We start from the raw sequence: 23367 nt of genomic DNA, 5'->3' as shown, positions 1-23367 counted from the left end.
AGTCTACGGACGACCGCGCCGTGGAAGCGGCGAAGCCGCCACCGGACCGGATCGGTCTGGTGGCGGCTTCGCGGTGCTGTCGCTGCCTGTCAGGCGTTGGCGGCCTTGTACTCCCGCCGGCGGCGATGCAGGATCGGCTCGGTGTAACCGCTCGGCTGCGACGCGCCCTCGAGGATCAGCTCCTTGGCGGCCTGCCAGGCGATGTTGGTGTCGAAGTCCGGCGCCATCGGGACGTAGGTGGCGTCACCCTCGTTCTGGCGGTCGACGACCGGGGCCATCCGCTCGAGGCTGGCCACGATGTCCGCCTCGGTGACGATGCCGTGGCGCAGCCAGTTCGCCAGCAGCTGGCTCGAGATGCGCAGGGTGGCACGGTCTTCCATGAGCGCGACGTCGTGGATGTCCGGCACCTTGGAGCATCCGACGCCCGCGTCGATCCAGCGGACCACGTAGCCCAGGATGGACTGGCAGTTGTTGTCCAGCTCCTCCTTCTTCTCCGCGTCCGACCAGTCGGTGCTCGGGGCGAGCGGAATGGTCAGGATGTCGTCGACACTCGCGCGCGGCTTGCCCTTGAGCTCGTCCTGGACGGCGAACACGTCGACGCGGTGGTAGTGCGTCGCGTGCAGGGTTGCGCCAGTGGGCGAGGGGACCCACGCGGTGTTGGCGCCGGAGCGGGGGTGACCGATCTTCTGCTCGAGCATGTCCGCCATCAGGTCGGTCATGGCCCACATGCCCTTACCGATCTGCGCCTTGCCCTGCAGGCCAGCGGCCAGTCCGGTGTCGACGTTCCAGTCCTCGTAGGCGCCGATCCACTTCTGCTTCTTCATCTCGGCCTTGCGCACCATCGCGCCGGCCTCCATGGAGGTGTGGATCTCGTCGCCGGTGCGGTCGAGGAAGCCGGTGTTGATGAAGACCACGCGCTCGCTGGCCTCCTTGATGCAGGCGGACAGGTTGACCGTGGTGCGACGCTCCTCGTCCATGATGCCGACCTTGAGCGTGTTCGCGGGCAGGCCGAGGACCTGCTCGACGCGACCGAACAGCTCGGTGGTGAACGCGACCTCTTCGGGGCCGTGCTGCTTCGGCTTCACGATGTAGACCGAGCCGGTGCGGCTGTTGTCGTGCGGTCCGTTGGCCTCGCTGATGGTCAGGCCGTGCACCGCGCAGAGGCTGGTGATCAGCGCGTCGAGGATGCCCTCGGGGACCTCGTTGCCGTCGGCGTCGAGGATCGCGGGGTTGGTCATCAGGTGCCCGACGTTGCGCACGAACAGCAGCGAACGACCGTGCAGGGTGAGTTCGCCGCCGTCGGCCGCGGTGTAGGTGCGGTCGTCGTTGAGCCTGCGGGTGAAGGACTTGCCGCCCTTGCTGATCTCCTCGGCGAGGTCGCCGCGGTTGAGTCCCAGCCAGTTGCGGTAGCCGACGACCTTGTCGTCGGCGTCGACAGCCGCGACCGAGTCCTCGAAGTCCATGATCGTGGTGAGCGCGGACTCGAGGACGACATCCTTGACCCCGGCCGCATCGGTCTGGCCGATGGGGGAGCTCGCGTCGATCTGGATCTCCGCGTGCAGTCCGTTGTTGCGCAGCAGGACCGAGGTGGGCGCGTCCTTCTCGCCGAGGTAGCCGACGTACTTCTCCGGCTGCGCGAGCGTGGTGACGGTGCCGTCGGTCAGCTCAACCTTCAGCTCGGCGCCGTCGACCCAGTAGCGCTTGGAGTCGGCGTGGCTGCCCGCCGCGAGCGGCGCCGCGGTGTCGAGGAACTCACGGGCCCAGGCGATCACCTTGTCGCCGCGGACCTTGTTGTAGCTCTTACCCTTTTCGGCGCCGTCCGCCTCGGAGATGGCGTCGGTGCCGTAGAGCGCGTCGTACAGCGAGCCCCAGCGAGCGTTCGAGGCGTTGAGTGCGAACCGGGCGTTGAGCACCGGCACCACGAGCTGCGGGCCTGCGGTCGTCGCGATCTCCGCGTCGACGTTCTGGGTCTCGATGCTGAACGGGGCAGGCGTCGGCAGCAGGTAGCCGATCTCCTGCAGGAATGCCTTGTACTCGGCGGCGTCGAAGGCCGGGCCGGAGTGATCGCGGTGCCAGGCATCGATCTGCGCCTGCAGGTCGTCGCGCTTGGCCAGCAGTGCCTTGTTCTTCGGGGCGAGGTCCTCGATGACCTTGACGGCACCCGCCCAGAACGCGTCTGCGTCTACGCCGGTACCCGGGAGAGCTTCGGTGCCCACGAAATCGTGGAGAACCTTGGCGACCTGAAGACCACCGACCTGCACGCGCTCAGTCATGAAATGCCTCACTTCTCTGGGAATGCCTCATGTAGACGGACTAGATGTTACTCGGCGGTAATCGTCTAGCTGTTTGTCCTGGTGGGCTAACAGTCCAACCGTACTGATTCGGCCGGTATTCCAGGGGGACACGGCGGTGGCCGGCTAAGCGGGCGGCGCGGCGGGCCCGATGAAGATCCCCTCGGCCTCCACGGTGACGCCGAGGGCGTCCGAGAGGGTCCCGACCACGATGGTCTTGCGGCCCTCGTTGCGATCGATCCGGGCCTCGGCGCGCAGCGGCCCGAGCGGGGTGCCGCGCCGATAGCGCAGCGTGAGGGTGCCGGTGAACCGCGGCTCGATCGAACTGGCGGTGGTGCCGAGCAGGTGATCCATCACCAGTGCGCAGATCCCGCCGTGCACGAGCCCCGGCGGGCCCTCGTAGGCGGCGCCGAGGCTGACCTCGGTCCAGTGCAGGCCTGCGTCGTCGGACTCGATGACCAGCGGGGGAGCGATCGCGTTCCGCAGGCCGATCCCCGCGTTGCCCCAGGCGATCGACTCGCCGTCGGCGGTGAACCGCATCCCGAACCCGCCGTCGATCTGGGTGGCGCGCAGCTTCGCGGTGGCGTCGACGATCGTGGCCTGGACCTCGCGGATCACCGCCTCGTCGACCTCGGTGCGAATGGTGGCGTCGACGAGGTCGCGGACCGCCGCGGTGAGCGGGCCGTAGAGCGCCCGGCGCCGGGCGAGTTCCTGGGTGTCGATGTCTTCTCGGGTGAACTTCACCGTGTGATCGTGCAGCACGCGTTCGAAGGACGCGAGCGATTCGGTGCCGCCCATGGCACTCTCGCGTTGCGTCACACCGGGACTCGAGCTGTGAAACCATGGATTCGTGATCGAGACCATGCAGAACCTGCCGGCGGGCACCCTGGGTTTCCGGGCGACCGGGACGGTGACCGCGCAGGACTACAGGGACGTACTCGACCCGGCCATCGACGCCAAGATCGCCGAGCACGAGAAGGTCAACATCGTCTATGTGCTCGGCGACGACCTGAGCCGCTACACCGCCGGTGCGCTGTGGCAGGACGCCGAACTCGAGACCCGCCCACGGCACAGTTGGGGTCGCATCGCGCTGGTCACTGATCACGAGTGGATCGGCACGGCCATTCACCTGGTCAGGTTCCTGATTCCCTGCGAGGTCCGCGCCTTCGCGCTTGCCGACGAGCAGGCCGCGATCGAGTGGGCCTCACAGGGCGGCTGATCGGGAGGGCAAGGACCTCGGCCGGGCGGCGGCGGGCTGGTGGCACGTCGCGCATATTCGCACTCACGATGTGGATCGGCCGGCGATGAGGTCGCGCACGGCGTGAAAGGCGGGCTTGGGCGTGTAGTCGTCGCGCAGGAGTCCGAAACGGCTGGTCCATTCCGCGCCGCTGTGCCCATCTCGCAGCCCGAAGAACTCGTATGCCGTGACACCCACGCCGGAATCGAGAGCGGCGTCGGCCACGGTCTCCAGGACGAAGCGCTGCGTTGCCTCGTCCCGATCGGCGCCCGTCGGCCACCCCGTTTCGGTGACGTGAATCGGGGTGCTCTCGGGGACCCCGGATTCTGCTGTGACGGAACGGAAACGCTCCAGTAGATACGTGACCGAAGCGGCGAGCCGATCGTGCGGGATGGGGTGGAATACATCGGGAAAAGCATCCAAGCCGATGTAGTCGAGTGCCTCGAGGTGTTCTACGCCGACGGTGTCGGCCAGCCGCCGCCAAAAGGCCGGATCGGCCATGCCGGCCGAGTTCACCCCGATCTCGACGTCGACGCCGAGTCGCTCACGTTCCTCGAATGCGGCAGCGATGCCGGCCGCAACGGCATCGAAGCATCCCGGGCTGCCCCCGTCCTGCGGTGCCGGCATGTTCAGCTCCTCACCGACCTGCACCTTGCCGCCGCCCCATTCGGCGACGTCTCGAACAGCGTCGCGGACGAACTCGGCGAAGCCACTCGCGTCCGGCGCCGGGCTCTGATAGCAGGCGACCAGGTCGATCAGACGCCCGTCTCCCGCGTACAACCCGGGGCGGTCGGGAGTTCGGGAGGTCGCCGTTCCCCGCTGTGCACCGACCCCGAAGTGTCGATAGCAGCGCACATAGAAGGCGGGCGCGTCACCTTGCAGACTCCGAAGGGCCGCCAGGGTCGCTGTGGGGTCTTCCGGTGGGCAGTCGAGTGGTCGAAAGTCGACAAGGTCGGCCGCGACCACGCCAGGCCAGATCCCGAAAATCACGTCACCTCCATTAGCCGTATACGGCTAAATGTATACGACTAGCCGTATACGGTCATTGGATAGGCTCCGATGGTGCCCAAGAACGCGCTCGACAATCCACTCGTGTTGCCGATGCTCGGCCTCCTGGTCGAGCAACCGCGCCACGCATACGCGCTGTTCCGCGAACTCACGCGGCGCTATGAGTACCTCCGAGTGCGCAATGCGACCGTCTACACCCTCCTGGACCGTCTGACCGCAGAAGGCTGGGTCACCGCGGCGAGCGGAAACGACTGCGCCGCCATTGCGGTGACCGAATCGGGTGTAGCTGAACTCGCCAAGCGGGTGCAGCAGCAACTTCGCGAAGCCGACCTGACCGGCGGTCCCACCTTCGTCACCGCACTCGCGTACCTCGGGATCCTGCGGCCCGCGGAAGCCGTCACGGTTCTCGAGAGGCGGGTCGAACTCATCAGAGGCGAGGTCCGCGAACTCGAACGGGCAGCCCACGACCCGGCCGAACCCGAGGTCCACATGATCGAGGTGCAGTACTTGCTGTCGCGTCTCCGGCACGACATCGACTGGCTTGAAGGCACTGCTCGGCGAATCGCGGCAGGGGAACTCAGCTGGATTCGCTGAACGAGGTCCGGTTCAGCAACGACCGGCAGCGACTCAGCAACTCAGCCCGCAGCGGTGCGGCCCGCTCCGCCAGCGCCGACTGCGCCCGCACGTAGTCCGCCCGGCCCGCCGCGGTCTCGATCGGCACCGGCTCGTAGCCGAGGGCGCTCAGGTCGTACGGGCTCGCCCGCATGTCGAGCTCCCGCGCGGCCATCGCCAGCTCGAAACACCGCAGCAGCAGGCCGGAGTCGACCAGCGGCGCCAGTTTGTAGCACCACTTGTAGAGATCCATGCCCGCATGCAGGCAGCCCGGCTGTTCCCGCGCCGCCTGGTCCTCGCGCTGCAAGGGGGTGTCGTTGCGGCCCACCGCGTCCGGGGTGAAGAACCGGAACGCGTCGTAGTGCGTGCAGCGCAGGTTCATCGACTCCACCACCGCGTCGGTGCCGTCCGGCCCGAGCCGCAGCGGGGTGCCCGAATGCCGGACCGCTTCCGCGCCGCCGCGATACACCATCGCCCACTCGTGCAGGCCGAAGCAGCCGAGCTGCGCGGGCCGCGCGGCGGTGCCCGCGAGCAGGCGCTCGGTGAACTCGAGCATCGTGCGGCGCTGGGTCAGCACGCGTGGATCGGCCTCGGCGTCGTCGCCGCGCCGGTGGTACCCGGAGTAGTCCCAGTACTCGCGCGCCGCGGGTCCGGTCAGCCGCACCCCGAGGCCGGGGTGCCAGCGTCGCAGCTGAGCTGGCCGCAGGCTGTAGTAGGTGAACAGGAAGTCGATCACCGGATGCTTCTCCCCGCGCGTCTGCCGGGACAGGTGCGCCCCGATCAGGGCATCCACCCGATCCCGGTGCGCGTCGCGGCGGGCGGTCCACTCGTCCTGCGTCAGAACGAGTGGACCGCTCGAGAGGTCCGGCTGTGTCACGGTGTCCGTTGCCCCGGCACCGCGTCGTCGATCCGGTGGGTGCCGTCGCGCACGGTACCGATGAACTCCTCCACCAGGTCCTCCAGCGCGACGATGCCGATCGTCTGCCCGGTCTCGTCGACCACCGACCCCAGGTGGCTGCTCGCGCGCCGCAGCGTGCCGAGCGCCTCGTCGAGCGGGGTCTGCACCTGCACCTGCGGCAGCGGTCGCACGTCCGAGCGGGGGATCACCGTGTCCGGACCCGCGTGGACGTCGCCGACCTCGTCGAGGACGTCCTTGAGATGCAGGTACCCGGCCAGCGTTCCGTCGGCCAGCCGCGCGGGATAGCGCGAGTAGCCGGTCTCGATCACCGCTTCCTCGACGGCGCCGAGCGTGGTCCCGTTCGCGGTCAAGGGCACGCTGCGCACCTTGTCGAGCGGGATCAGCACATCCGCGACGGTCCGGTCGGCTGTGTGCAGCGCCAAGGTCAGCCGGCGGTGCTCCTCCTCGTCGATCAGCCCTTCGGACCGGGACTCACCGATCATCTCGGCGAGCTCCAGCGCCGACACCGTCGTGTCCAGCTCGTTCTTCGGCTGCACCCGCATCAACCGCAGCGAAGCGTTCGCGCAGAAGTTGTAGAACGAGATGAGCGGGCGGACGAGCCGGATGAACGCCAGGTGCATGGGGACCAGCAGCATCGCGCTGCGCTCCGGCCCGGCGATGGCGATGTTCTTCGGCACCATCTCGCCGAGCAGGATGTGCAGCACCACCACCAGCGAGAGCGCCAGCGTGAACCCGATCGGGTGCAGGAACCCGGCAGGAACGCCGAGGGCGTCCAACGGCGCCTCGATCAGGTGCGCGATCGCGGGCTCGCCGACCCGGCCGAGCAGGATCGAACAGATCGTGATGCCCAGCTGTGCGCCGGCCAGCATCAGCGAGAGGTTCTCGCCGGCCCGGATCACCGTGCGCGCCCGCTTCTTGCCCTGCGACTCCAGCGCCTCGAGCCGGTCGCGTCGCGCCGAGATCAGCGCGAACTCGGCGGCCACGAAGAACGCGTTACCCGCGAGCAGGAGAACGGTCAGGGCGACCGCGAACAGGTCACTCATCGTCGTCCTCCTTCGTCTCCGCCGAGTGATCGGCCAGTGTCTCCGCCGAGTGATCGGCCAGTGTCTCCGCCGAGTGGTCGGCCAGGTCGGCGACCGGGGTCAGCACCACCCGGTCGATCCGGCGGCCGTCCATCGCGGCGACCCGGGCAATCCAGCCGCCCGCGGAGCGGCCGTCGTCGTCCGGATGAGGCAGGACGACCTGGTCACCGACCTCGGGGATCCGGCCCAGGTGGGCCAGGACGAGGCCGCCGAGGGTGTCGTACTCGCCCTCGGGCGCCGAGTAACCGGTGGTCTGGCTGACCTCGTCGATGCGGAGCAGGCCCGAGCAGATCCAGCTGTCGCCGCTGCGCTGCACCTCGATCTCCGGCTCGTCGTGCTCGTCGCGGACGTCGCCGACGATCTCCTCGATCAGGTCCTCCATTGTGACCATGCCCGCGGTGCCGCCGTACTCGTCGACCACGAGCGCGACCTGCATGCCGTCGGCGCGGACGCGTTCCATCAGCTCGTCGCCGTCGAGGCTCGACGGCACCACCGGGACCTTCTGCGCGAGGGTGATCAGCGGCGTGGTGGCGCGTCCCGTGGCGGGCACCGTGAACGCGTGCTTGATGTGCACGACGCCGACCGTGTCGTCCAGGTCGCCGTCGACGATCGGGAACCGCGAGAAGCCCGTCCGGGACGCGGCCTCGATCAGGTCGGCGACGGTGTCCCGGAGTTCGAGGGTCTCGACCTTCACCCGCGGGGTCATCAGCTCCTCCGCGGTGAGCTCGCCGAATCGCAGCGAGCGATCGACGAGCAGCGCGGTCCCGGCGTCGAGCGCGCCGCGGCGCGCGCTGGTGCGCACCAGCGAGCCCAGTTCCTGGGGAGAGCGTGCCGAGCGAAGTTCCTCGGCGGGTTCGATGCCGAGCCGTCGGACCACCCAGTTGGCGGATCCGTTGAGCCCGTTGATAGCCCATTTGAACACCGCCGAGAAGCCGGCCTGCAGGCCCGCGGTGGCGCGCGCGGTCTGCAGCGGACGCGCGATGGCCAGGTTCTTCGGCACCAGCTCGCCGTAGATCATCGACAGCGAGGTGGCCAGCACCAGGGCGAGGGTCAGCGAGATGCCGCTGGCCACGGATTCGCTGATGTTGACGGCTGTCAACAGCGGGTCGATGAGCTTGGCCAGCACCGGCTCCGCGAGATAGCCGGTGATCAGCGTGGTGATCGTGATGCCGAGCTGGGCGCCGGAGAGCTGGAACGAGAGCGTGCGGTGTGCGTGCTGCACCTGGCGCGAACGCCGGTCGCCGTCGCGCGCGTGGGAGTCGACGGTGCTGCGCTCGAGCGCGGTGAGCGAGAATTCCGCGGCCACGAACAACGCGGTGCCTGCGGTCAGGGCCGCGAACCCGATGAGGCTCAAGACGGTGAGTGCGATCTCCATCAGCTATCGCCGCCGAGCGTGGGTCCGAACAGTGGGGGATGTGCGCCGGGTTTGTCGCCCGGCTCGGTAGAGGAGCCCTCCGTAGAGGTGCTCTCGTCGCCGGACTCGGTCGAGTCGACGACGGTCAGAGTGGGTGCCTCAGGCACCTTGTTCCTTCCTGTTGTGCGCAGGCTTTCGCTGCGCGTGTGCGAGTGCAGACCACGATTCTACCGGGCACGGCGGACCGTGCCCGGTAGTAGTGGTGGTGCGTCGGTGTGTCGGCTCGCTACCAGCCGGCAGGCAGCGGGCGCCCCTCGGCGAACCCGGCCGCGGACTGGACCCCGAGCAGCGCCTTCTCGTGCAGCTCCTCGACCGTGCGGGCGCCTGCGTACGTGCAGGTGCTGCGCACGCCGGAGCAGATGTGGTCGATGAGGTCCTCGACGCCGGGGCGGTCCGGGTCCAGGCGCATGCGGGAACTCGAGATGCCCTCCTCGAACAGGCCCTTGCGGGCACGATCGAAGGCGCTGTCGGTGGCCGTCCTTGCCGCGACAGCGCGCTTGGACGCCATGCCGAAGCTCACCTTGTATGCGTTGCCCGCCTGGTCCATCCGCAGATCACCTGGCGACTCGTAGGTGCCCGCGAACCACGAACCGATCATCACGTTCGAGGCGCCCGCCGCGAGGGCCAGTGCCACATCGCGGGGGTGCCGGACGCCGCCGTCCGCCCACACGTGGGCGCCGAGTTCCCGTGCGGCCGCAGCACACTCGGCCACCGCGGAGAACTGCGGCCTGCCGACGCCGGTCATCATCCGGGTGGTGCACATCGCGCCGGGTCCGACGCCGACCTTGACGATGTTCGCGCCAGCGGCGATGAGGTCCCTTGTGCCTGCCGCGGAAACGACGTTGCCCGCGGCCAGCGGCACGCCGAGGTCGAGCTCCGCGACGGCGCCGAGGGCGTCGAGCATCTTCTGCTGGTGCCCGTGTGCGGTGTCCATCACGAGGACATCCGCGCCCGCCGTGACCAGTTCCTTCGCCTTCGCGGCCACGTCGCCGTTGATGCCGACGGCCGCGGCGACGCGCAGCCTGCCGTCCGAGTCGAGTGCCGGTTCGTAGATGCCCGCCCGGATCGCGCCGGTGCGGGTGAGCACGCCCGCCAGGGATCCGTCCTCGTTGACGATGACCGCCATCGGGTCGTGCTTGGTCTCGAGCAGCTCGAAGACCTCGCGCGGGGAGGCCGTCACGGGCGCGGTGACGAAGTCGGTGATGGCGACGGAGCGGAGCCTGGCGAACCGGTCGACGTCCGCGCACGCGGCTTCGGTGACGACGCCGATCGGCCGGTCGTTCTCGACGACGACCAGGGCGCCGTGCGCACGCTTGGGCAGCAGGGCTATCGCGTCGGAGACGGAGTCCTCGGGGCCGAGGGTGACCGGGGTGTCGGCCACCAGGTGGCGGCTCTTGACGAACGCGACGGTCTCGGCGACGGCGGAGGCCGGGATGTCCTGGGGGATGACGACGATCCCGCCGCGGCGCGCGACGGTCTCGGCCATCCGGCGGCCGGCGACCGCGGTCATGTTGGCGACGACGATCGGGATGGTGGTGCCGGATCCGTCGAGCGTGGACAGGTCCACATCGAAGCGCGAGGTCACATCGGTGCGATTGGGCACCAAGAAGACGTCGTCGTAGGTCAGGTCATAGGGCGGCTGCTGGCCGTCGAGGAAGCGCACGTCTTACGAGAGTACCGGCTGCGACGTCTGGGCGTGGGTGGTCACATCGGCCTGGGACCGGGACAGTCCGATCGTGGTCACGACCATGACGAGCACCGCGACGGCGATCAGGGCGATGCCGGGACCCTCCACCCGAAGCCGCTCACCGAGCACCGCGAACCCGAGGAAGGCGGCCACCAGCGGCTCGGCGATGGTGATGGCAGGCAGCGACGCCGAGAGCGAGCCGGCGTGGAATGCGCGCTGCTGGAGGTAGAACCCGGAGAGACCGGCGGCGATCAGGGCCCAGGTGGTCCAGCTGCCGAGCACGGCCGCCGGGCCCAGGTGCAGCAGGTCGATGACGGACTTGGTCAGCGCGACCGCGACGCCGTACAGTGCGCCGCTGGCGAACCCGAGCAGCAGGGCCCGGGGACCGGGGCCGATCCGGGTCATCGCGGCCGCGATCGCCGCGGCGACCAGCCCGAGCATCCCCGCGAGTGGTATCAGCCAGTCGGCGATCGCCGCCGAGTTGTGGCCCTCGGTCGGATTCCCGACGATCAGGAACACGACGAGCGCCGCCGCAAGCGCCAAGGCCATCGACCAGGTGCGGCCGGTCATCCGCGCGCCGCTGAACCGGGCAGAGAGGGGGAGCGCGAACAGCAGCGAGGCCACGATCAGTGGCTGCACCACGAGCACCGACCCGACGCCGAGCGCGATCGCCTGGAACACGTACCCGCCACCGTCGCCGAGCATGCCTGCCCACCATCGCTTGCTGCGCACCAGCTCGGCGAGCAGGGCGTCGCCCTCGGCGACCCCCGCCGCCGCGCTCTGCTGTGCGACCGAGCCGCAGGCGAACAACAGCGCGCCGATCAGCGCGAACGCGACTGCCAGCAGCGGGGTTCCGGACATGGCTCAGCGCCCTCCTCGGTTGCGGTGGCCGTGCGCACCGGCGCCGCCTCCGCGTCGCCCGCCGGTGCGAACCGTGGTCGCGCCCGGGCGCCTGCCGCGGGCACCTGGTCCGGTGGCCCGCTCCTTCGGTGCCGTCGGCGCCGGTGCGGACGGTGTGGGCACCGGGACGCCGGTCGGCTCGCGGGCACCGGTCAGGGCGGCGAGTTCGGCGGCGCCGGGGCGCACCTCGACGCCGATGACGTCCACGCCTGCCTTCGCGGTGAGCGCGGCGACCTCGGCGCGTTGGTCGTCGGTCACCAGGGTCACCACCGTCCCGGATTCGCCTGCGCGAGCGGTCCGTCCGGCGCGGTGCAGGTAGTCCTTCGCCTCGGCGGGCGGGTCCACGTGGACGACGAGATCGATCCCGTCCACGTGGATACCGCGGGCCGCGACATCGGTGGCGACCAGGACCGGGGTGTCGCCGTCGGCGAACGCGGCGAGGGTGCGGGTGCGGTTGCTCTGGGTCTTGTCGCCGTGCAGTGCCCCCGCGACGACGCCTGCCGCCCGTAGTTCCTCGGCCACCCGGTCCACGCCGTGCTTGGTCCGAACGAAGAGCAGGGTCTTGCCGCTCCGGGAGGCGATCTGGGCGAGCACCACCCACTTGTCGGCCTTGCGGACGTGGAGCAGGTGGTGCGCCATCGTGGCCACCGAGGCGGCCACCGGCGCGGTGGCGTGCGTGACGGGATCGTGCAGGTAGTCCCGGACGAGGTCGTCCACCCCGCCGTCGAGGGTGGCCGAGAAGAGCAGTCGCTGACCGTCTTTCGCCGTCTGGTCGAGCAGGGTGGTGACCTGCGACAGGAACCCGAGCTCAGCCATGTGGTCGGCCTCGTCGATCGTGGTCACGCGGACGTCGGCGAGGGAGGCCGCGCCCTGGGCGATCAGGTCGGCCATCCGGCCGGGCGTCGCCACCAGCAGGTCCACCCCGCGCGCGAGCCGCTGCGCCTGCGCCTTGATGGGGAGCCCGCCGACCACGCAGGCCAGGCGCAGTCCGAGCGAGAGCGCGGACTCGTCGAGGGCCTTCTCGATCTGCGCGGCCAGTTCCCTGGTCGGCGCGAGCACGAGCCCGCGGGGGCGCCCGGGTGCGCTGGGGGCTCCCTTGAGCCGGACCAGCATCGGCAGTCCGAAGGCGAGGGTCTTGCCGGAACCGGTCGGCCCGCGCCCGAGCACGTCCCGCCCGGCCAGGATGTCGGGGATCGCGGCGGCCTGGATCGGGAACGGGGCGGTGATCTTCTCCCGGTTCAGCGACTGCACCAGCAGCGGCGGGAGGCCGAGGCCCGCGAACGTGTCGGCGGGTCCTGTGGTGGCTGGGTCGGACATGTCGCGGTTGCCTCCGAGTGTTGGGCCGCGGGGCGCCCCCGATCTCACGGAACGTCGTCGGCGCGTGCTGTGAGGTTACCGCTCCGGCGGGTGTGTTTGGTCATTCGTCCTGCAAGACGGCTCCGTGGCCGTGTGGTGTCGGTGGCATGGCGCATGATCAACATCGAACATACATTCGATTTCGGGAGGGTGATCATGTGTGAGATCTGCGAGGGGATGACGCCTGAGCAGGCGCACCGGAAGATGCTGCGAACCATCGACAGATACGGCTGGGCGATGCAGTATGTCGAGTCCTCCGTCGACGAGCGGGGCGTCCATCCCGCCTTCTGTTACACGGTCGGGTTGACCGAGATCGGCTGTCCCGAGGTGATCGTCACCGGCCGGGCCGCCGACGAATCGGTGGCGGTCCTGGGCGACCTCGCCCATCGGTTGTGGCACGGCGATCGGCTCGGGCCGGGGGAGCGGCTCGAGGTCGGCGGGCTCGAGGTGTGCCTGATCCGGGCGCGCGAGTACGAATCCTGGCTGTTGCGCGCGGTCGCGTTGTACGGGCCGGCAGACGTGTCGGCGGTCCAGGCGGTGTGGGCCGACTGTCAGGGGCTGATGCCGTGGGAGGCCGAGATCAGTTCGACCATCGTGCAGCCGCTGCTGGGGCCGCCGCCCGGCGGCCAGATGGTCGCCTGACGAGTCGAGCCCGGCCTCCGGTCGGCGGACACCCTTCGGTGTGCGCCTCGGGAGGCCGGGCTCGTGGGTCGTCGGCGGTTGCTACGCCTCGACCTCGCTGCGGTCGCCGCTCCAGAGCGTGTGGAACTTGCCCGGACGGTCGGTGCGCTCGTAGGTGTGCGCGCCGAAGAAGTCGCGCTGCCCCTGCGTGAGCGCTGCGGGCAGGCGCTCGGCACGCAGGCCGTCGTAGTACGACAGGGAGGAGGCGAAACCGGGGACCGGGATGCCGAGCAGGGTCGCCGTCGCGACGACGCGGCGCCAGCTGTCGATGCCCGCCTCGATGGATTCCCGGAAGTACGGGGCGAGGATCAGGCTCGGCAGCGCCGGGTTCTCCTCGTACGCATCCTTGATGCGGTTGAGGAACTGCGCGCGGATGATGCAGCCGCCGCGCCAGATCGTGGCCAGGTCGGCGGGCTTGAGGTCCCAGTTGTACTCGGCGCTGCCCGCGGCGATCTGGTCGAAGCCCTGGGCGTACGCGATGATCTTCGACGCGTAGAGGGCGGCGCGGATGTCCTCGGTGAATTGCGCTGCATCGCTCGGCTTCTCGCCGAGCGCGCCGGAGGCGAGGCCGGCCGCCTGGGCGGCCGCGCGCTGGGTGCGCGAGCCGGAGAGGGCGCGCGCGAAGACCGCCTCGGCGATGCCGGTGACCGGGACCCCGAGGTCGAGCGCCGACTTGACCGTCCAGCGGCCGGTGCCCTTCTGTTCGGCGGCGTCGACGATCACGTCCACGAGCGCCTGACCTGTCTTGGAGTCCTTCTGGCGCAGTACCTCTGCGGTGATCTCGATCAGGTAGGACTCGAGGGTGCCTGCGTTCCACTCGGTGAACACGTCCGCGATCTGGCCGGCGTCGAGGCCGAGCGCGTCCCGGAAGAGGTGGTAGGCCTCGCCGATCAGCTGCATGTCGGCGTACTCGATGCCGTTGTGCACCATCTTCACGAAGTGGCCTGCGCCGTCGGGGCCGATGTGGGTGCAGCACGGGGTGCCGTCGACCTGAGCTGCCACCGACTCGAGCAGCGGTCCGAGGGACTCATACGACTCCTTGGGGCCGCCCGGCATGATCGACGGGCCGTTCAGCGCGCCCTCCTCGCCGCCGGAGATGCCTGCGCCGACGAAGTGCAGTCCGCGGTCGCGGAGGGAGGCCTCGCGACGGATCGTGTCCGTGTACAACGCATTGCCACCGTCGATGATGATGTCGCCCGGCTCCATCGCGGCGGCGAGCTCCTCGATCACCGAATCCGTGGCGTCTCCCGCCTTCACCATGATCAGGACGCGGCGCGGCTTCTGCAGTGCCGCAACGAACTCTTCGACGGTCTCGGTGCGGACGAAGTCTCCGTCACCGCCGTGCTCGGCGATGAGGGCGTCGGTCTTCGCGACGCTGCGGTTGTGCAGTGCCACGGTGTGTCCGTGCCGGGCGAAGTTACGGGCGATATTGGAGCCCATCACGGCAAGTCCGGTGACGCCGATCTGCGCGCGGGCGGTCGTGCTGCTGTTCTCGGTCATGCCGTACACCTTCCCTTGCTGGGCCCGCGAAGAAAAGCGCGGGGTCCCGATACCTGTCGACGGGGGCGGGTGCCGTCCGTCGCGTGCCGGATAGCCGAGACGCCACCGACCGCGTGTGCGGTCGGTGGCGTCTGGGTGTCTGTGTCGAACGCCGTGGGCGCTCAGCGATCAGCGATCGCCGCGGGGGCCTTCGAATCCGTCGTACGAGCGGCGCTCGGTCCGGCTGCGGAAGCCTCCGGAACGCGAGGAATCGCCGCTGCGCTGGGGGCGATCCCCGTAGCTGCGCTCGCCGTTGCCGGAGTCGCGGTTCGGGCGGTCGCCCTGCGGGCGGTCGCCGTAGGGACGGCTGCCGTGCGAACGCTGGTGACCGCCCTCGGAGCGGTTGCCCTGGTAGCCGCCCTCGGTGCGGGGTCGGCTGCCCTGGTAGCCGCCGCCGTCGCGCTGCGGCCGGTTGCCCTGGTAGCCACCCTCGCTGCGCTGGGGGCGGTCGTTGTACTTGCGCTCGCCCTGGTAGCCGCCTTCGGAGCGGTTGCCCTGGTAGCCGCCCTCGGTGCGGGGTCGGCTGCCCTGGTAGCCGCCGCCGTCGCGCTGCGGCCGGTTGCCCTGGTAGCCACCCTCGCTGCGCTGGGGGCGGTCGTTGTACTTGCGCTCGCCCTGGTAGCCGCCTTCGGAGCGGTTGCCCTGGTAGCCACCCTCGGTGCGGGGTCGGCTGCCCTGGTAGCCACCCTCGGTGCGGGGTCGGCTGCCCTGGTAGCCACCCTCGGTGCGCGGTCGGCTGCCCTGGTAGCCACCTTCGGAGCGGTTGCCCTGGTAACCGCCCTCGGTGCGGGGACGGCTGCCCTGGTAGCCGCCGCCACCCTCACGGCGGGGACGGCTGCCCTGGTAGCCGCCCTCGCGACGGGGCCGGTCGCCGAAGCGATCGCTCTTGAAGTGCTGTTCGCGGACCGGCTCGCCGCTCGGCGCCTTGGCGCCGGTGATGGTGGCCAGCTCCTCGGAACCGGGCGCGACGTTCACCGCGGTGGCGTCCACCCCCGCCATCCCGGTGAGCTTGCGCACCAGGCGACGCTGGTTCGGCAGCACGATCGCAACGACCGTGCCCTTCTCGCCCGCGCGGGCGGTCCGGCCTGCGCGGTGCAGGTAGTCCTTGTGATCGGCCGGCGGATCGACGTGCACGACCAGGTCGATGCCGTCGACGTGGATGCCGCGGGCCGCGACGTCGGTGGCGACCAGCACCGGGGTGCGGCCGCTCTTGAAGCGCTCGAGGACGCGGGTGCGCTGGTTCTGGGCCTTGCCGCCGTGCAGCGACTCTGCCGGGATGCCAACCGCGCGAAGACGATCGGTGATGCCCTCGCAACCGAGCTTGGTCCTGGCGAACATGATGGTGCGGCCGTCGCGGGCGCCGATCTCGGCGAGGACGACGTCCTTCTGTCCGCGATCGACGAGGAGCACGTAGTGCTCCATGGTGTCGACGCTGGCCTTGCCGTCCTCCGTCGAGTGCGTCACGTGATCGGCCAGGAACTGCCGGACCAGCGACTGCACCTCGCGGTCGAGGGTTGCGGAGAACAGCAGTCGCTGACCGTCGGGCCGGGTCTCGCCGAGGATCGAGCGGACCTCGGGCAGGAAGCCCATGTCGGCCATCTGGTCGGCCTCGTCGAGCGCGGTGATCTCGACCTGGTCGAGGATGCAGGTGCCCTGCCGCAGGTGGTCGCCGAGGCGGCCGGGGGTGGCGACGAGGATGTCGACGCCGCGGCGCAGCTGCTCGACCTGCTTGGTGAACGGCATGCCGCCGACTGCGGCGAGCACTCGCACGCCGACCGAGGACGCGTAGGGGTAGAGCGAGTCGACGACCTGGATCGCGAGCTCGCGGGTGGGCACCAGGACCAGGGCGCGCGGCCGCTTGGCCGCGGGACGGTCCTCGTGCTGCGCGAGCCGGGCCAGCATCGGCAGGCCGAAGGCGAGGGTCTTGCCCGACCCGGTCTGGGCGCGGCCGAGGACGTTCCTGCCCGCGATCGCGTCGGGCACGGACATCGCCTGGATCGGCGACGGCACGGTGATGCCGTTCTTGGCGAGGGCGGCGACCACGGGTGCGGGCAGGCCGATCTCGGCAAAGGTGATGGTGGGAGTCTCCTCGGCGGGCGAGGGGGACTCGAGCGGCGCCAGTTCCTCGGGGGAAACAGGGGCAGCAGAAGACATGTGGACAGCGTCGGTCACGCGGATACCTCTCCGGACGTCGGGCGCGTCGCGGAGCGCGAGCTGTCATGCAGCACGCAAAGAGACGAGCCGGGGCACATTTTCGCCTGGCCTTTCCCGGTGACATTACGGCCGGGGGCGGGGCTGGGTGCCTGAACAAACAATGGGTGGACCGCGATTGCGGCCGTCGTTCAGTGTACGCGAGGCGCCGGAAAACCACACGTCAGCGGGGTTGTGACGTGGGCAACTGCCGGTAGGTCGGCCGTTGAGGTGCGCGGAGTCCCTGTGCGCCACCGGGATTCACCGGTTAGCATCGCCTCGTGACCGACACCCACGTGACCGATGCGGCTATGGCCCTCGTCCGTCGTCGGTACATCGATCTTGCGCTGGTGTGTGCTGCCGCTTGTCGTGGCCGCTGATCCGACCTGAACCGCGACCGTCGCTCGCGGAGTCGAATCCTGCGACGTTCACCCACATCCTGCGCAAGGAGCCCTGTCCATGTCCACGATCAATGCTGCGCCCACGACCCCGAACCCCGATGCCGCGATCTCGCACCTGGGCGGCATCATCCGCGCGACCACCGACGCCGTCCGCAAGGATCGCGCCAACGCCCGGGTCCGGTTCACGGCGAACGCGACCGCGCACGACGCCGTCGCCAGCACCGTCCGAGCCGGCAAACACTTCGTCGAGGTGGACGAGCCGCCCGCGCTCGGCGGCGGATCCACCGCGCCCAATCCCGTCGAGTACTACCTGGCGGCGGTGCTGTCCTGCCAGGTGGTGACCTATCGGTTCTGGGCGGACAAGCTCGGCGTCGAGATCGAGGACATCACCGCCACGGCGGAGGGAGACCTCGACGTGCAGGGCTTCTTCGGCCTCGACGAGGCGGTTCGCCCCGGCTTCGGTGAGGTGCGGGTCACCGTCACACTCACCGGACCGGCGAGCGCCGAGCGGTACGCGGAGCTGCAGGAGGTGGTCGACGCGCACTGCCCGGTGCTGGACCTGACGCGCAATCCGACCCCGGTGCGGACCGTGCTCCAGGTCGCCTGACGCGGCGACGGGTCGGGCTCAGCCCCGGAACAGGCGGCTGAGCTCGACCAGCCAGGGCACCGCGACGGCGATCGTCGGCACCACGAGGATCGCCACCGACGCGAGATACGCGGCGGCCGCGAGCTGCAGATCGTTGCCGTCGCCGCCGAGTCGCTTGATCCGGGTCAGGGTGTGGGGACCGCCTGCGGCCATGGCGCCGACGGGGGCGCTGGAACCCGAGCACGCGACGAGCGCGCGGGCCAGGGGAGTGGGTCCGGTGACCTTGAGGGCCGAGTCGTCGGCGAGCATCTCGACGAGCAGCTGCACGCAGCCGAGCGCGGACTTGCTGCGGACTACCCGAGGGAAGGCCTCGTTCACCGCGGTGAAGGCCTCGAGCACCAGGTCGTGCCGGGCGCGCAGGTGGGAGCGCTCGTGCATCAGGATCGCCGTGATCTCCTCCCGCTGGAGGTTCGCCAGGGTGCCCTCGCTGAGCACCACCCGTTGGCGGAGGCCGGGCAGGCAGTACGCGATCGGTTCGGAGGCGCTGAGCACCCGGAGGTTCGAGTTGCGTCCACGCTGCGGGTCGCGCTGATCGAGGAGATCGACGAGCATCCGGTGCCGGGCGCGGCGCCTGCGCGTGCGCACGCCGACCGAGGCGATGGAGAACACCAGCTTCGCGCCGATCAGGAGGGTGAGCGCGAGCACCACCACGTAGGCGATCCACAGCGGGAGCCCGAGCGCGTCGATCTCGGCGGTGGGCGCGGTGGTCGGCCTGCCGTCCGGGCCGGGTACGAGCAGCTCCGTCGCGATCGCCAGTCCGGAACTGAACGCCGACAACACGGCCGCGAGCGCGATGGCCTGCCACAGCACCAGCGCCGCCCTTGGCGCCCGATAGGGCCAGGTCGCCCGGGAGAGGAGGGCTGGCACCGGCCCTGCAAGCAACAATGCGAGCAGCGCGAAGGCCAGTGCGGTGGTGGGGTTCATTGCCCACCCATCATCCACATTGTGGGGTCAGCTGGCGCGATCGGTCCCCGGATCGACGCTCCGGAGGGCGGGTTTGGCCGCCTCCGACGCCTCGAGCGCGGCGAGGGCCTCACGCAGCGCGGCCGCCTCGTCGGCGCCCACCTGCCCGACGAAATGCACCAGTGCGGCGACCCGTCCGTCGGACTCGTCCGCCTGCTGAAGCGCGTCGACCATCAGGCTCGCAACGAGCTCGTCGCGGCCGTGCACGGGCACGTAGCGGTGCGCGCGATCGTCGCGCTGCTGAATCACCAGGTTCTTCTTCGCGAGACGCTGCAGGACCGTCATCACGGTCGTGTACGCAAGCTCGCGGCGCGTGGCGAGAGCCTCGTGCACCTGTCGCACGGTCTGCGGTTCGGAACTGGACCAGAGGTGGTCCATGACTGCGCGCTCGAGTTCCCCAAGTCCTGCCATAGGAACAGTGTACGGACTGTCCGACGCGGATGCGTACTACTACTCGTAGTACGAAATCCCCTGATCCGTGCTATGTGTGGATGAGCTCGTTGCGGAACCGGACCGGCGCCGCCGGAGGGAATAGTCTGCTGTCACCCGTCGAGAGGCATACCCGTGGATTGGCTGCTTCGCTGGTCACTCACCTCCGGCCCGCTGCCGTGGTTCGTCGCGGCCCTCGGCGCGGTCGGTGGACTCTGGCTGCTGCTGGCACCGACCACGGACCCGCGCCGGTACCGGCAGCGGGCCATCCCGCTCGCCGCGGCGGTCACGCTCGGGTGCACCGTTGCCCTCTGGGTGGTAGTCGAGAAGTGGTGGCGGCCGTTCCCCGATCAGATCGAGACCGAGATCTACGTCTGGATCGGCCTCGGGATCCTCGCGGTGGCACTCCTGGTGGCGCGGCTGCTGCTCGACCGGCGGGTGTGGCGGGCGGTGGTCTCCGTGCTCGCGGCGGCGGCCGTGGTGGCGGCGGCGGGCGCGCAGATCAACCTGGTGTTCGCCGCATACCCGACGGTGCGCGACGTCCTCGGCCTCCCGAACCCCAACGAGATCGCATTCGGCGAGCTGCCGCCGTCCACACCTGACCCGATCATGGGTACCCCCCTCGAGTCGGTGTGGCGGCCACCGGCGGATCTGCCCACCGAGGGCAGGGTGACGACGGTGCCGATCCCCGGCGTCGCCTCCGGGTTCGGGGCGCGGGACGCGCAGATCTATCTCCCGCCCGCCTACTTCGCCGACCCCCGGCCCGCGCTGCCGGTGCTCGTGCTGCTGGCCGGACAGCCGGGTTCCCCGGCGGACTGGTTCAACGGGGGCAAGCTCGCGCAGACGATGGATGCCTTCGCCGCCCAGCACGGCGGCCTGGCCCCGGTGGTGGTCGTCGCCGATGCCACGGGGTCGCAGTTCGGCAACCCCCTCTGCCTTGACTCGAAGCTCGGCAACGTGGCGACGTACCTCGCCGAGGACGTGCCCGCCTGGGTCAAGTCGCACCTCGAGGTGAACCCCGACCCGCGGAGCTGGGCGATCGGTGGGCTGTCCTACGGCGGCACCTGTTCGCTGCAGATGGCCACCAACCACCCGGACGTGTATCCGACGTTCCTCGACCTGTCCGGGCAGGAGGAGCCGACGCTCGGGGACCGGGCCCGCACGGTCGACGAGGTGTTCGGCGGCGATGCGGCGAAGTTCGCGGCGGTGAATCCGATGGACCTGATGGCTGCACGCAAGTACCCGGGCTCGGCCGGGGTGATCGTCGCAGGCAGCGACGACGGCGAGTACAAGCCGGGGGCCAAGCGGGTGTATCAGGCGGCCAAGTCCGCGGGGATGGACGTCCAGTACGTGGAACTGCCGGGGGGACACAGCTTTGCGGTGTGGTCGGCCGGGCTCGAACACGAGCTTGGGTGGTTGGCGACGAAGATGGGGCTGATTTCGTGACTCAGGCGACGGCGACGGCGGCCACCAGGCAGACCCGAAGGCTCCTCGAGCTGGCCAGGTCCGGGGCATCCGGGGCGCCGGTCAGCATCGGGCTGCTCGTCCTGATCTGGGTCCTCGGTGCGGCGACCGCCAGCCTGCTGTCCGGCCCGGCGCGGTACGTGGACCGTCACTTCGCGGCGGGGATCGGGCCCTTCGAGGACGGTCGGGTCTGGACGTCGCTCACCGCCGGGCTCTGGGCGCCGGGCCTGGCCGGGTATCTGGTCGCGACGGCGCTGGTCCTGCTGGTGGCCGCACCGATCGAGCACCGGATCGGCTCGGGCCGCTTCGCGGTCGCGGCGGCGAGCACCCAGGTGCTGGGCACGCTGCTGGGGATCGGGGTGGCCGCGCTGGTGAAACTGGTCGACGAGGGGTGGGGCTTCCGGTTGCACATCGGTGCCGCGGTCGGCCCGACGACGTGGATCGTCGGCGTGGCCATGGTGGCGAGCTCGCGGATGGACACGCTGTGGCGACGGCGGACCCGGGTGGGGCTGCTCGCGCTGCTGATCACCCTCGCACTGTTCGGCGGGCACCTCGAGGACATCATCCGGCTCGCCGCGGCGGTGGTCGGGCTGGTCCTCGGTCCCTGGATCGTCGGCCGGTCGGCGCGCGGGGCTCGGCTCGCGGGGACCCGCCGCGAGGGCCGGGTGCTCGTCGCGATCGTGGTCGCGGCCGGCGCGCTCGGCCCGGCTCTGGCGGCCCTCTCGCCCAACGCGGTCGGACCGTTGGCCGTGCTGCGCGAGCTGTTCCGTGGGGTGCCCTGGACACCGGACGAGGTGCGGGCCATCTGTGCGGGCGCGTCGAACAGCGAGGAGTGCAGGCGCGGGCTGCTGGGGCTGCGACTTGGTGGGGTCGGGCCGACCCTGTTGAGCCTGATGCCCTCGATCTTCCTGTTGGTGCTCGCGGACGGCCTGCGCCGGGGCAGGCGGTTCGCGTGGATCGCGGCGGTGGTCGTGCACTCGATCCTGCTCGCGCTGTCCGTGGCGAACTATGTCGTCCGGTTCATCGAATCGGTCGGTGAGGAATCGCTCTTCTACGGCCTCGACTCGCCGAACCTGTACCGGACCATCACGCCGTTCCTGACGCCGCTCGCGATCCTCGTGGTGCTGCTTCTGACCCGGCGGTTCTTCGATGTCGCCGCGCCGAAGGGCACGTATCGCCGGCTGTGGACGATCCTCCTGGCCGTCGCCGCGGGGCTCGGCGTCGTGTATGTCCTCGGTGGGCTGCTGGTGCGCAAGGGGTTCGACCGGGATCCGGGGCTCGCGGGTCTGCTCGCCGACTATCCGCAGCGCCTGATCCCACCGGTCTACCTGCAGTGGCTGGACCCGCGCCTGCTGCCCGACAGCGCCGCCACCACGGTGCTGTTCGAGTGGACCGGAGTGGTGTTCTGGGTGGTCGCGTGCGTGGCGACGCTGGCCACGTTCCTCAAGCCGGCCTACGGCGCGGAGACCGAGGACACCGAACGGGCCAGGAAGCTGTTGTGCGCCAGCGGCGGCAGCCCGCTGTCCTGGATGACGACCTGGCGCGGCAACAAGTACTGGTTCAGTCCGGACGGGACGAGCTACGTGGCCTACCGGGTGATCGCGGGCGTCGCGCTGACCACCGGCGACCCCGTCGGTCCGCCGGACCGGTTGCGGGTCAACGTGACCGACTTCGCGGAGTTCGCGTCCGGCAGCGGATGGATTCCGTGCTTCTACTCGGTGACCGGCGAGCTGCGGGAGGTGACCGACTCGATGGGGTGGTCCGGAATCCAGGTCGCGGAGGAGACGGTGCTCCGGCTCGACGACCTCGCGTTCACCGGCAAGAAGTTCCAGGACGTGCGCACCGCGGTGAACCGGGCCAAGAAGGACGGGATCAGCGCCGAGTGGATCTCGTTCCCCGACGCCCCGCTGTCGATCACCGATCAGATCACCGCCATCTCGGAGGAATGGGTGGCGGACAAGGGGATGCCGGAGATGGGCTTCACGCTCGGCGGCCTCGAGGAGATCGACGATCCGCAGGTGCGGTGCCTGGTCGCCGTGGATGCCGAGCGCACCGTGCACGGGGTCACCTCGTGGATGCCCGTCTACCGGGACGGCCGGGTGGTCGGCTGGACCCTCGATTTCATGCGCCGCCGCTCCGAGGGCTTCCGGCCCGCAATGGAGTTCCTGATCGCCTCCGCGGCGATGCTCCTCAAGGAAGAGGGCGCCGAGTTCGTCAGCCTGTCCGGCGCGCCGCTGGCGAAGGTCGTCTCGCCGGAGGCAGCGGCCGATACCGAGGAGGACCTCGAGCGGTCCACCCTGTCGACGGTGCTGGACCGCCTCCTCGACGTGCTCGGCAAGACCCTGGAGCCGGTGTACGGGTTCCGGTCCCTGCTGGCCTTCAAGTCGAAGTTCCAGCCGGAGTACGTGCCGATGCACATGACGTTCGCCGATCCGGCGGCGTTGCCGAGCATCGGCAACGCCATCGGTCGGGCCTACCTGCCGGAGGTCTCGATCGGCCAGGGAGTTCGCCTGGTGCGCACCATGATCGGTGGCAACCGGACCTGACC

19 protein-coding genes are annotated in these 23367 nt (G+C 70.1%); 6 read left to right on the top strand and 13 right to left on the bottom strand.

Annotated features, from left to right (window positions below; all coding sequences use genetic code 11):
* Positions 1–89: 89 nt before the first annotated feature.
* Together JOE46_RS05675 and JOE46_RS05670 are read right to left on the bottom strand one after the other, a co-directional pair.
* The gene (locus JOE46_RS05675) at positions 90–2273 is read right to left on the bottom strand and encodes a malate synthase G (protein WP_097213375.1); all 2184 of its coding nucleotides are present in this window, start codon (positions 2271–2273) and stop codon (positions 90–92) included.
* A gap of 144 nt (positions 2274–2417) precedes the next feature.
* Positions 2418–3089, bottom strand: a complete 672-nt coding sequence (locus JOE46_RS05670) for a PaaI family thioesterase (protein WP_245221413.1) — start codon at positions 3087–3089, stop codon at positions 2418–2420.
* 52 nt (positions 3090–3141) lie between these two features.
* Between JOE46_RS05670 and JOE46_RS05665 the strand changes: the two genes are divergently transcribed.
* A complete protein-coding gene (locus JOE46_RS05665; protein ID WP_257017688.1) occupies positions 3142–3510 on the top strand; it encodes an STAS/SEC14 domain-containing protein in 369 nt (122 codons plus the stop codon).
* Positions 3511–3573: 63 nt separating this feature from the next.
* Here JOE46_RS05665 and JOE46_RS05660 read toward each other — a convergent pair whose 3' ends face one another.
* Positions 3574–4308: a hypothetical protein gene (locus JOE46_RS05660; RefSeq protein WP_218840990.1), complete on the bottom strand. Its 735-nt coding sequence runs from the start codon at positions 4306–4308 to the stop codon at positions 3574–3576.
* A gap of 321 nt (positions 4309–4629) precedes the next feature.
* Here JOE46_RS05660 and JOE46_RS05655 point away from each other — a divergent pair, with 321 nt between their 5' ends.
* On the top strand, positions 4630–5130 hold the full coding sequence (locus JOE46_RS05655; protein WP_245221412.1) for a PadR family transcriptional regulator: 501 nt from the start codon (positions 4630–4632) through the stop codon (positions 5128–5130).
* On the opposite strand, the gene JOE46_RS05650 is transcribed toward JOE46_RS05655, so the two are convergent.
* The 6 genes from JOE46_RS05650 to JOE46_RS05625 all read right to left on the bottom strand — a co-directional run bounded on the left by JOE46_RS05650 (position 5114) and on the right by JOE46_RS05625 (position 12467).
* Positions 5114–6025, bottom strand: coding sequence for a 3-methyladenine DNA glycosylase (locus JOE46_RS05650; protein ID WP_097213372.1), 912 nt, complete (start codon positions 6023–6025; stop codon positions 5114–5116). The two genes, JOE46_RS05655 and JOE46_RS05650, sit on opposite strands and share 17 nt — an antisense overlap.
* Complete coding sequence (locus tag JOE46_RS05645; protein WP_097213371.1) at positions 6022–7110, bottom strand: hemolysin family protein; 1089 nt, start codon at positions 7108–7110, stop codon at positions 6022–6024. The genes JOE46_RS05650 and JOE46_RS05645 overlap by 4 nt, the downstream gene beginning before the upstream one ends.
* The gene (locus JOE46_RS05640) at positions 7103–8524 is read right to left on the bottom strand and encodes a hemolysin family protein (RefSeq protein ID WP_097213370.1); all 1422 of its coding nucleotides are present in this window, start codon (positions 8522–8524) and stop codon (positions 7103–7105) included. The genes JOE46_RS05645 and JOE46_RS05640 overlap by 8 nt, the downstream gene beginning before the upstream one ends.
* A gap of 265 nt (positions 8525–8789) precedes the next feature.
* Positions 8790–10226, bottom strand: coding sequence for a GuaB1 family IMP dehydrogenase-related protein (locus tag JOE46_RS05635; RefSeq protein ID WP_097213369.1), 1437 nt, complete (start codon positions 10224–10226; stop codon positions 8790–8792).
* A gap of 3 nt (positions 10227–10229) precedes the next feature.
* A complete protein-coding gene (locus JOE46_RS05630; RefSeq protein WP_097213368.1) occupies positions 10230–11111 on the bottom strand; it encodes a DMT family transporter in 882 nt (293 codons plus the stop codon).
* A 3-nt stretch (positions 11112–11114) separates the two neighbouring features.
* The gene (locus JOE46_RS05625; protein ID WP_097213367.1) at positions 11115–12467 is read right to left on the bottom strand and encodes a DEAD/DEAH box helicase; all 1353 of its coding nucleotides are present in this window, start codon (positions 12465–12467) and stop codon (positions 11115–11117) included.
* 195 nt (positions 12468–12662) lie between these two features.
* Here JOE46_RS05625 and JOE46_RS05620 point away from each other — a divergent pair, with 195 nt between their 5' ends.
* Positions 12663–13148: a DUF4262 domain-containing protein gene (locus JOE46_RS05620; protein WP_179800664.1), complete on the top strand. Its 486-nt coding sequence runs from the start codon at positions 12663–12665 to the stop codon at positions 13146–13148.
* Positions 13149–13229: 81 nt separating this feature from the next.
* On the opposite strand, the gene gndA is transcribed toward JOE46_RS05620, so the two are convergent.
* Positions 13230–14687, bottom strand: a complete 1458-nt coding sequence (gene gndA / locus JOE46_RS05615) for an NADP-dependent phosphogluconate dehydrogenase (protein ID WP_209926505.1) — start codon at positions 14685–14687, stop codon at positions 13230–13232.
* Between the two features lie 168 nt (positions 14688–14855).
* Entirely contained in the window at positions 14856–16898 is a 2043-nt protein-coding gene (locus JOE46_RS05610) for a DEAD/DEAH box helicase (protein ID WP_374102882.1), read from the bottom strand.
* 477 nt (positions 16899–17375) lie between these two features.
* Here JOE46_RS05610 and JOE46_RS05605 point away from each other — a divergent pair, with 477 nt between their 5' ends.
* The gene (locus JOE46_RS05605) at positions 17376–17924 is read left to right on the top strand and encodes an OsmC family protein (protein ID WP_209926501.1); all 549 of its coding nucleotides are present in this window, start codon (positions 17376–17378) and stop codon (positions 17922–17924) included.
* A gap of 18 nt (positions 17925–17942) precedes the next feature.
* Here JOE46_RS05605 and JOE46_RS05600 read toward each other — a convergent pair whose 3' ends face one another.
* Entirely contained in the window at positions 17943–18887 is a 945-nt protein-coding gene (locus JOE46_RS05600; RefSeq protein ID WP_077041754.1) for a M56 family metallopeptidase, read from the bottom strand.
* 27 nt (positions 18888–18914) lie between these two features.
* Positions 18915–19337 carry a BlaI/MecI/CopY family transcriptional regulator gene (locus JOE46_RS05595; protein ID WP_097213363.1) on the bottom strand — a complete coding sequence of 141 codons (423 nt, stop codon included), beginning with the start codon at positions 19335–19337 and terminating at the stop codon, positions 18915–18917.
* Between the two features lie 153 nt (positions 19338–19490).
* Here JOE46_RS05595 and JOE46_RS05590 point away from each other — a divergent pair, with 153 nt between their 5' ends.
* Positions 19491–20801, top strand: a complete 1311-nt coding sequence (locus JOE46_RS05590) for an esterase family protein (RefSeq protein WP_209926500.1) — start codon at positions 19491–19493, stop codon at positions 20799–20801.
* Positions 20798–23365 (top strand): DUF2156 domain-containing protein, encoded by a 2568-nt coding sequence (locus tag JOE46_RS05585; RefSeq protein ID WP_209926499.1) that lies wholly within the window; start codon positions 20798–20800, stop codon positions 23363–23365. The genes JOE46_RS05590 and JOE46_RS05585 overlap by 4 nt, the downstream gene beginning before the upstream one ends.
* The last annotated feature ends 2 nt before the right edge of the window (positions 23366–23367 follow it).

This window comes from Rhodococcus sp. PvR099 (assembly GCF_017833315.1).
In the GTDB taxonomy this organism is placed as follows: Bacteria; Actinomycetota; Actinomycetes; order Mycobacteriales; family Mycobacteriaceae; genus Rhodococcus_G; species Rhodococcus_G oryzae.
Note: the sequence above shows the minus strand (reverse complement) of the source record. Positions and strands in the feature narration are given on the sequence as shown.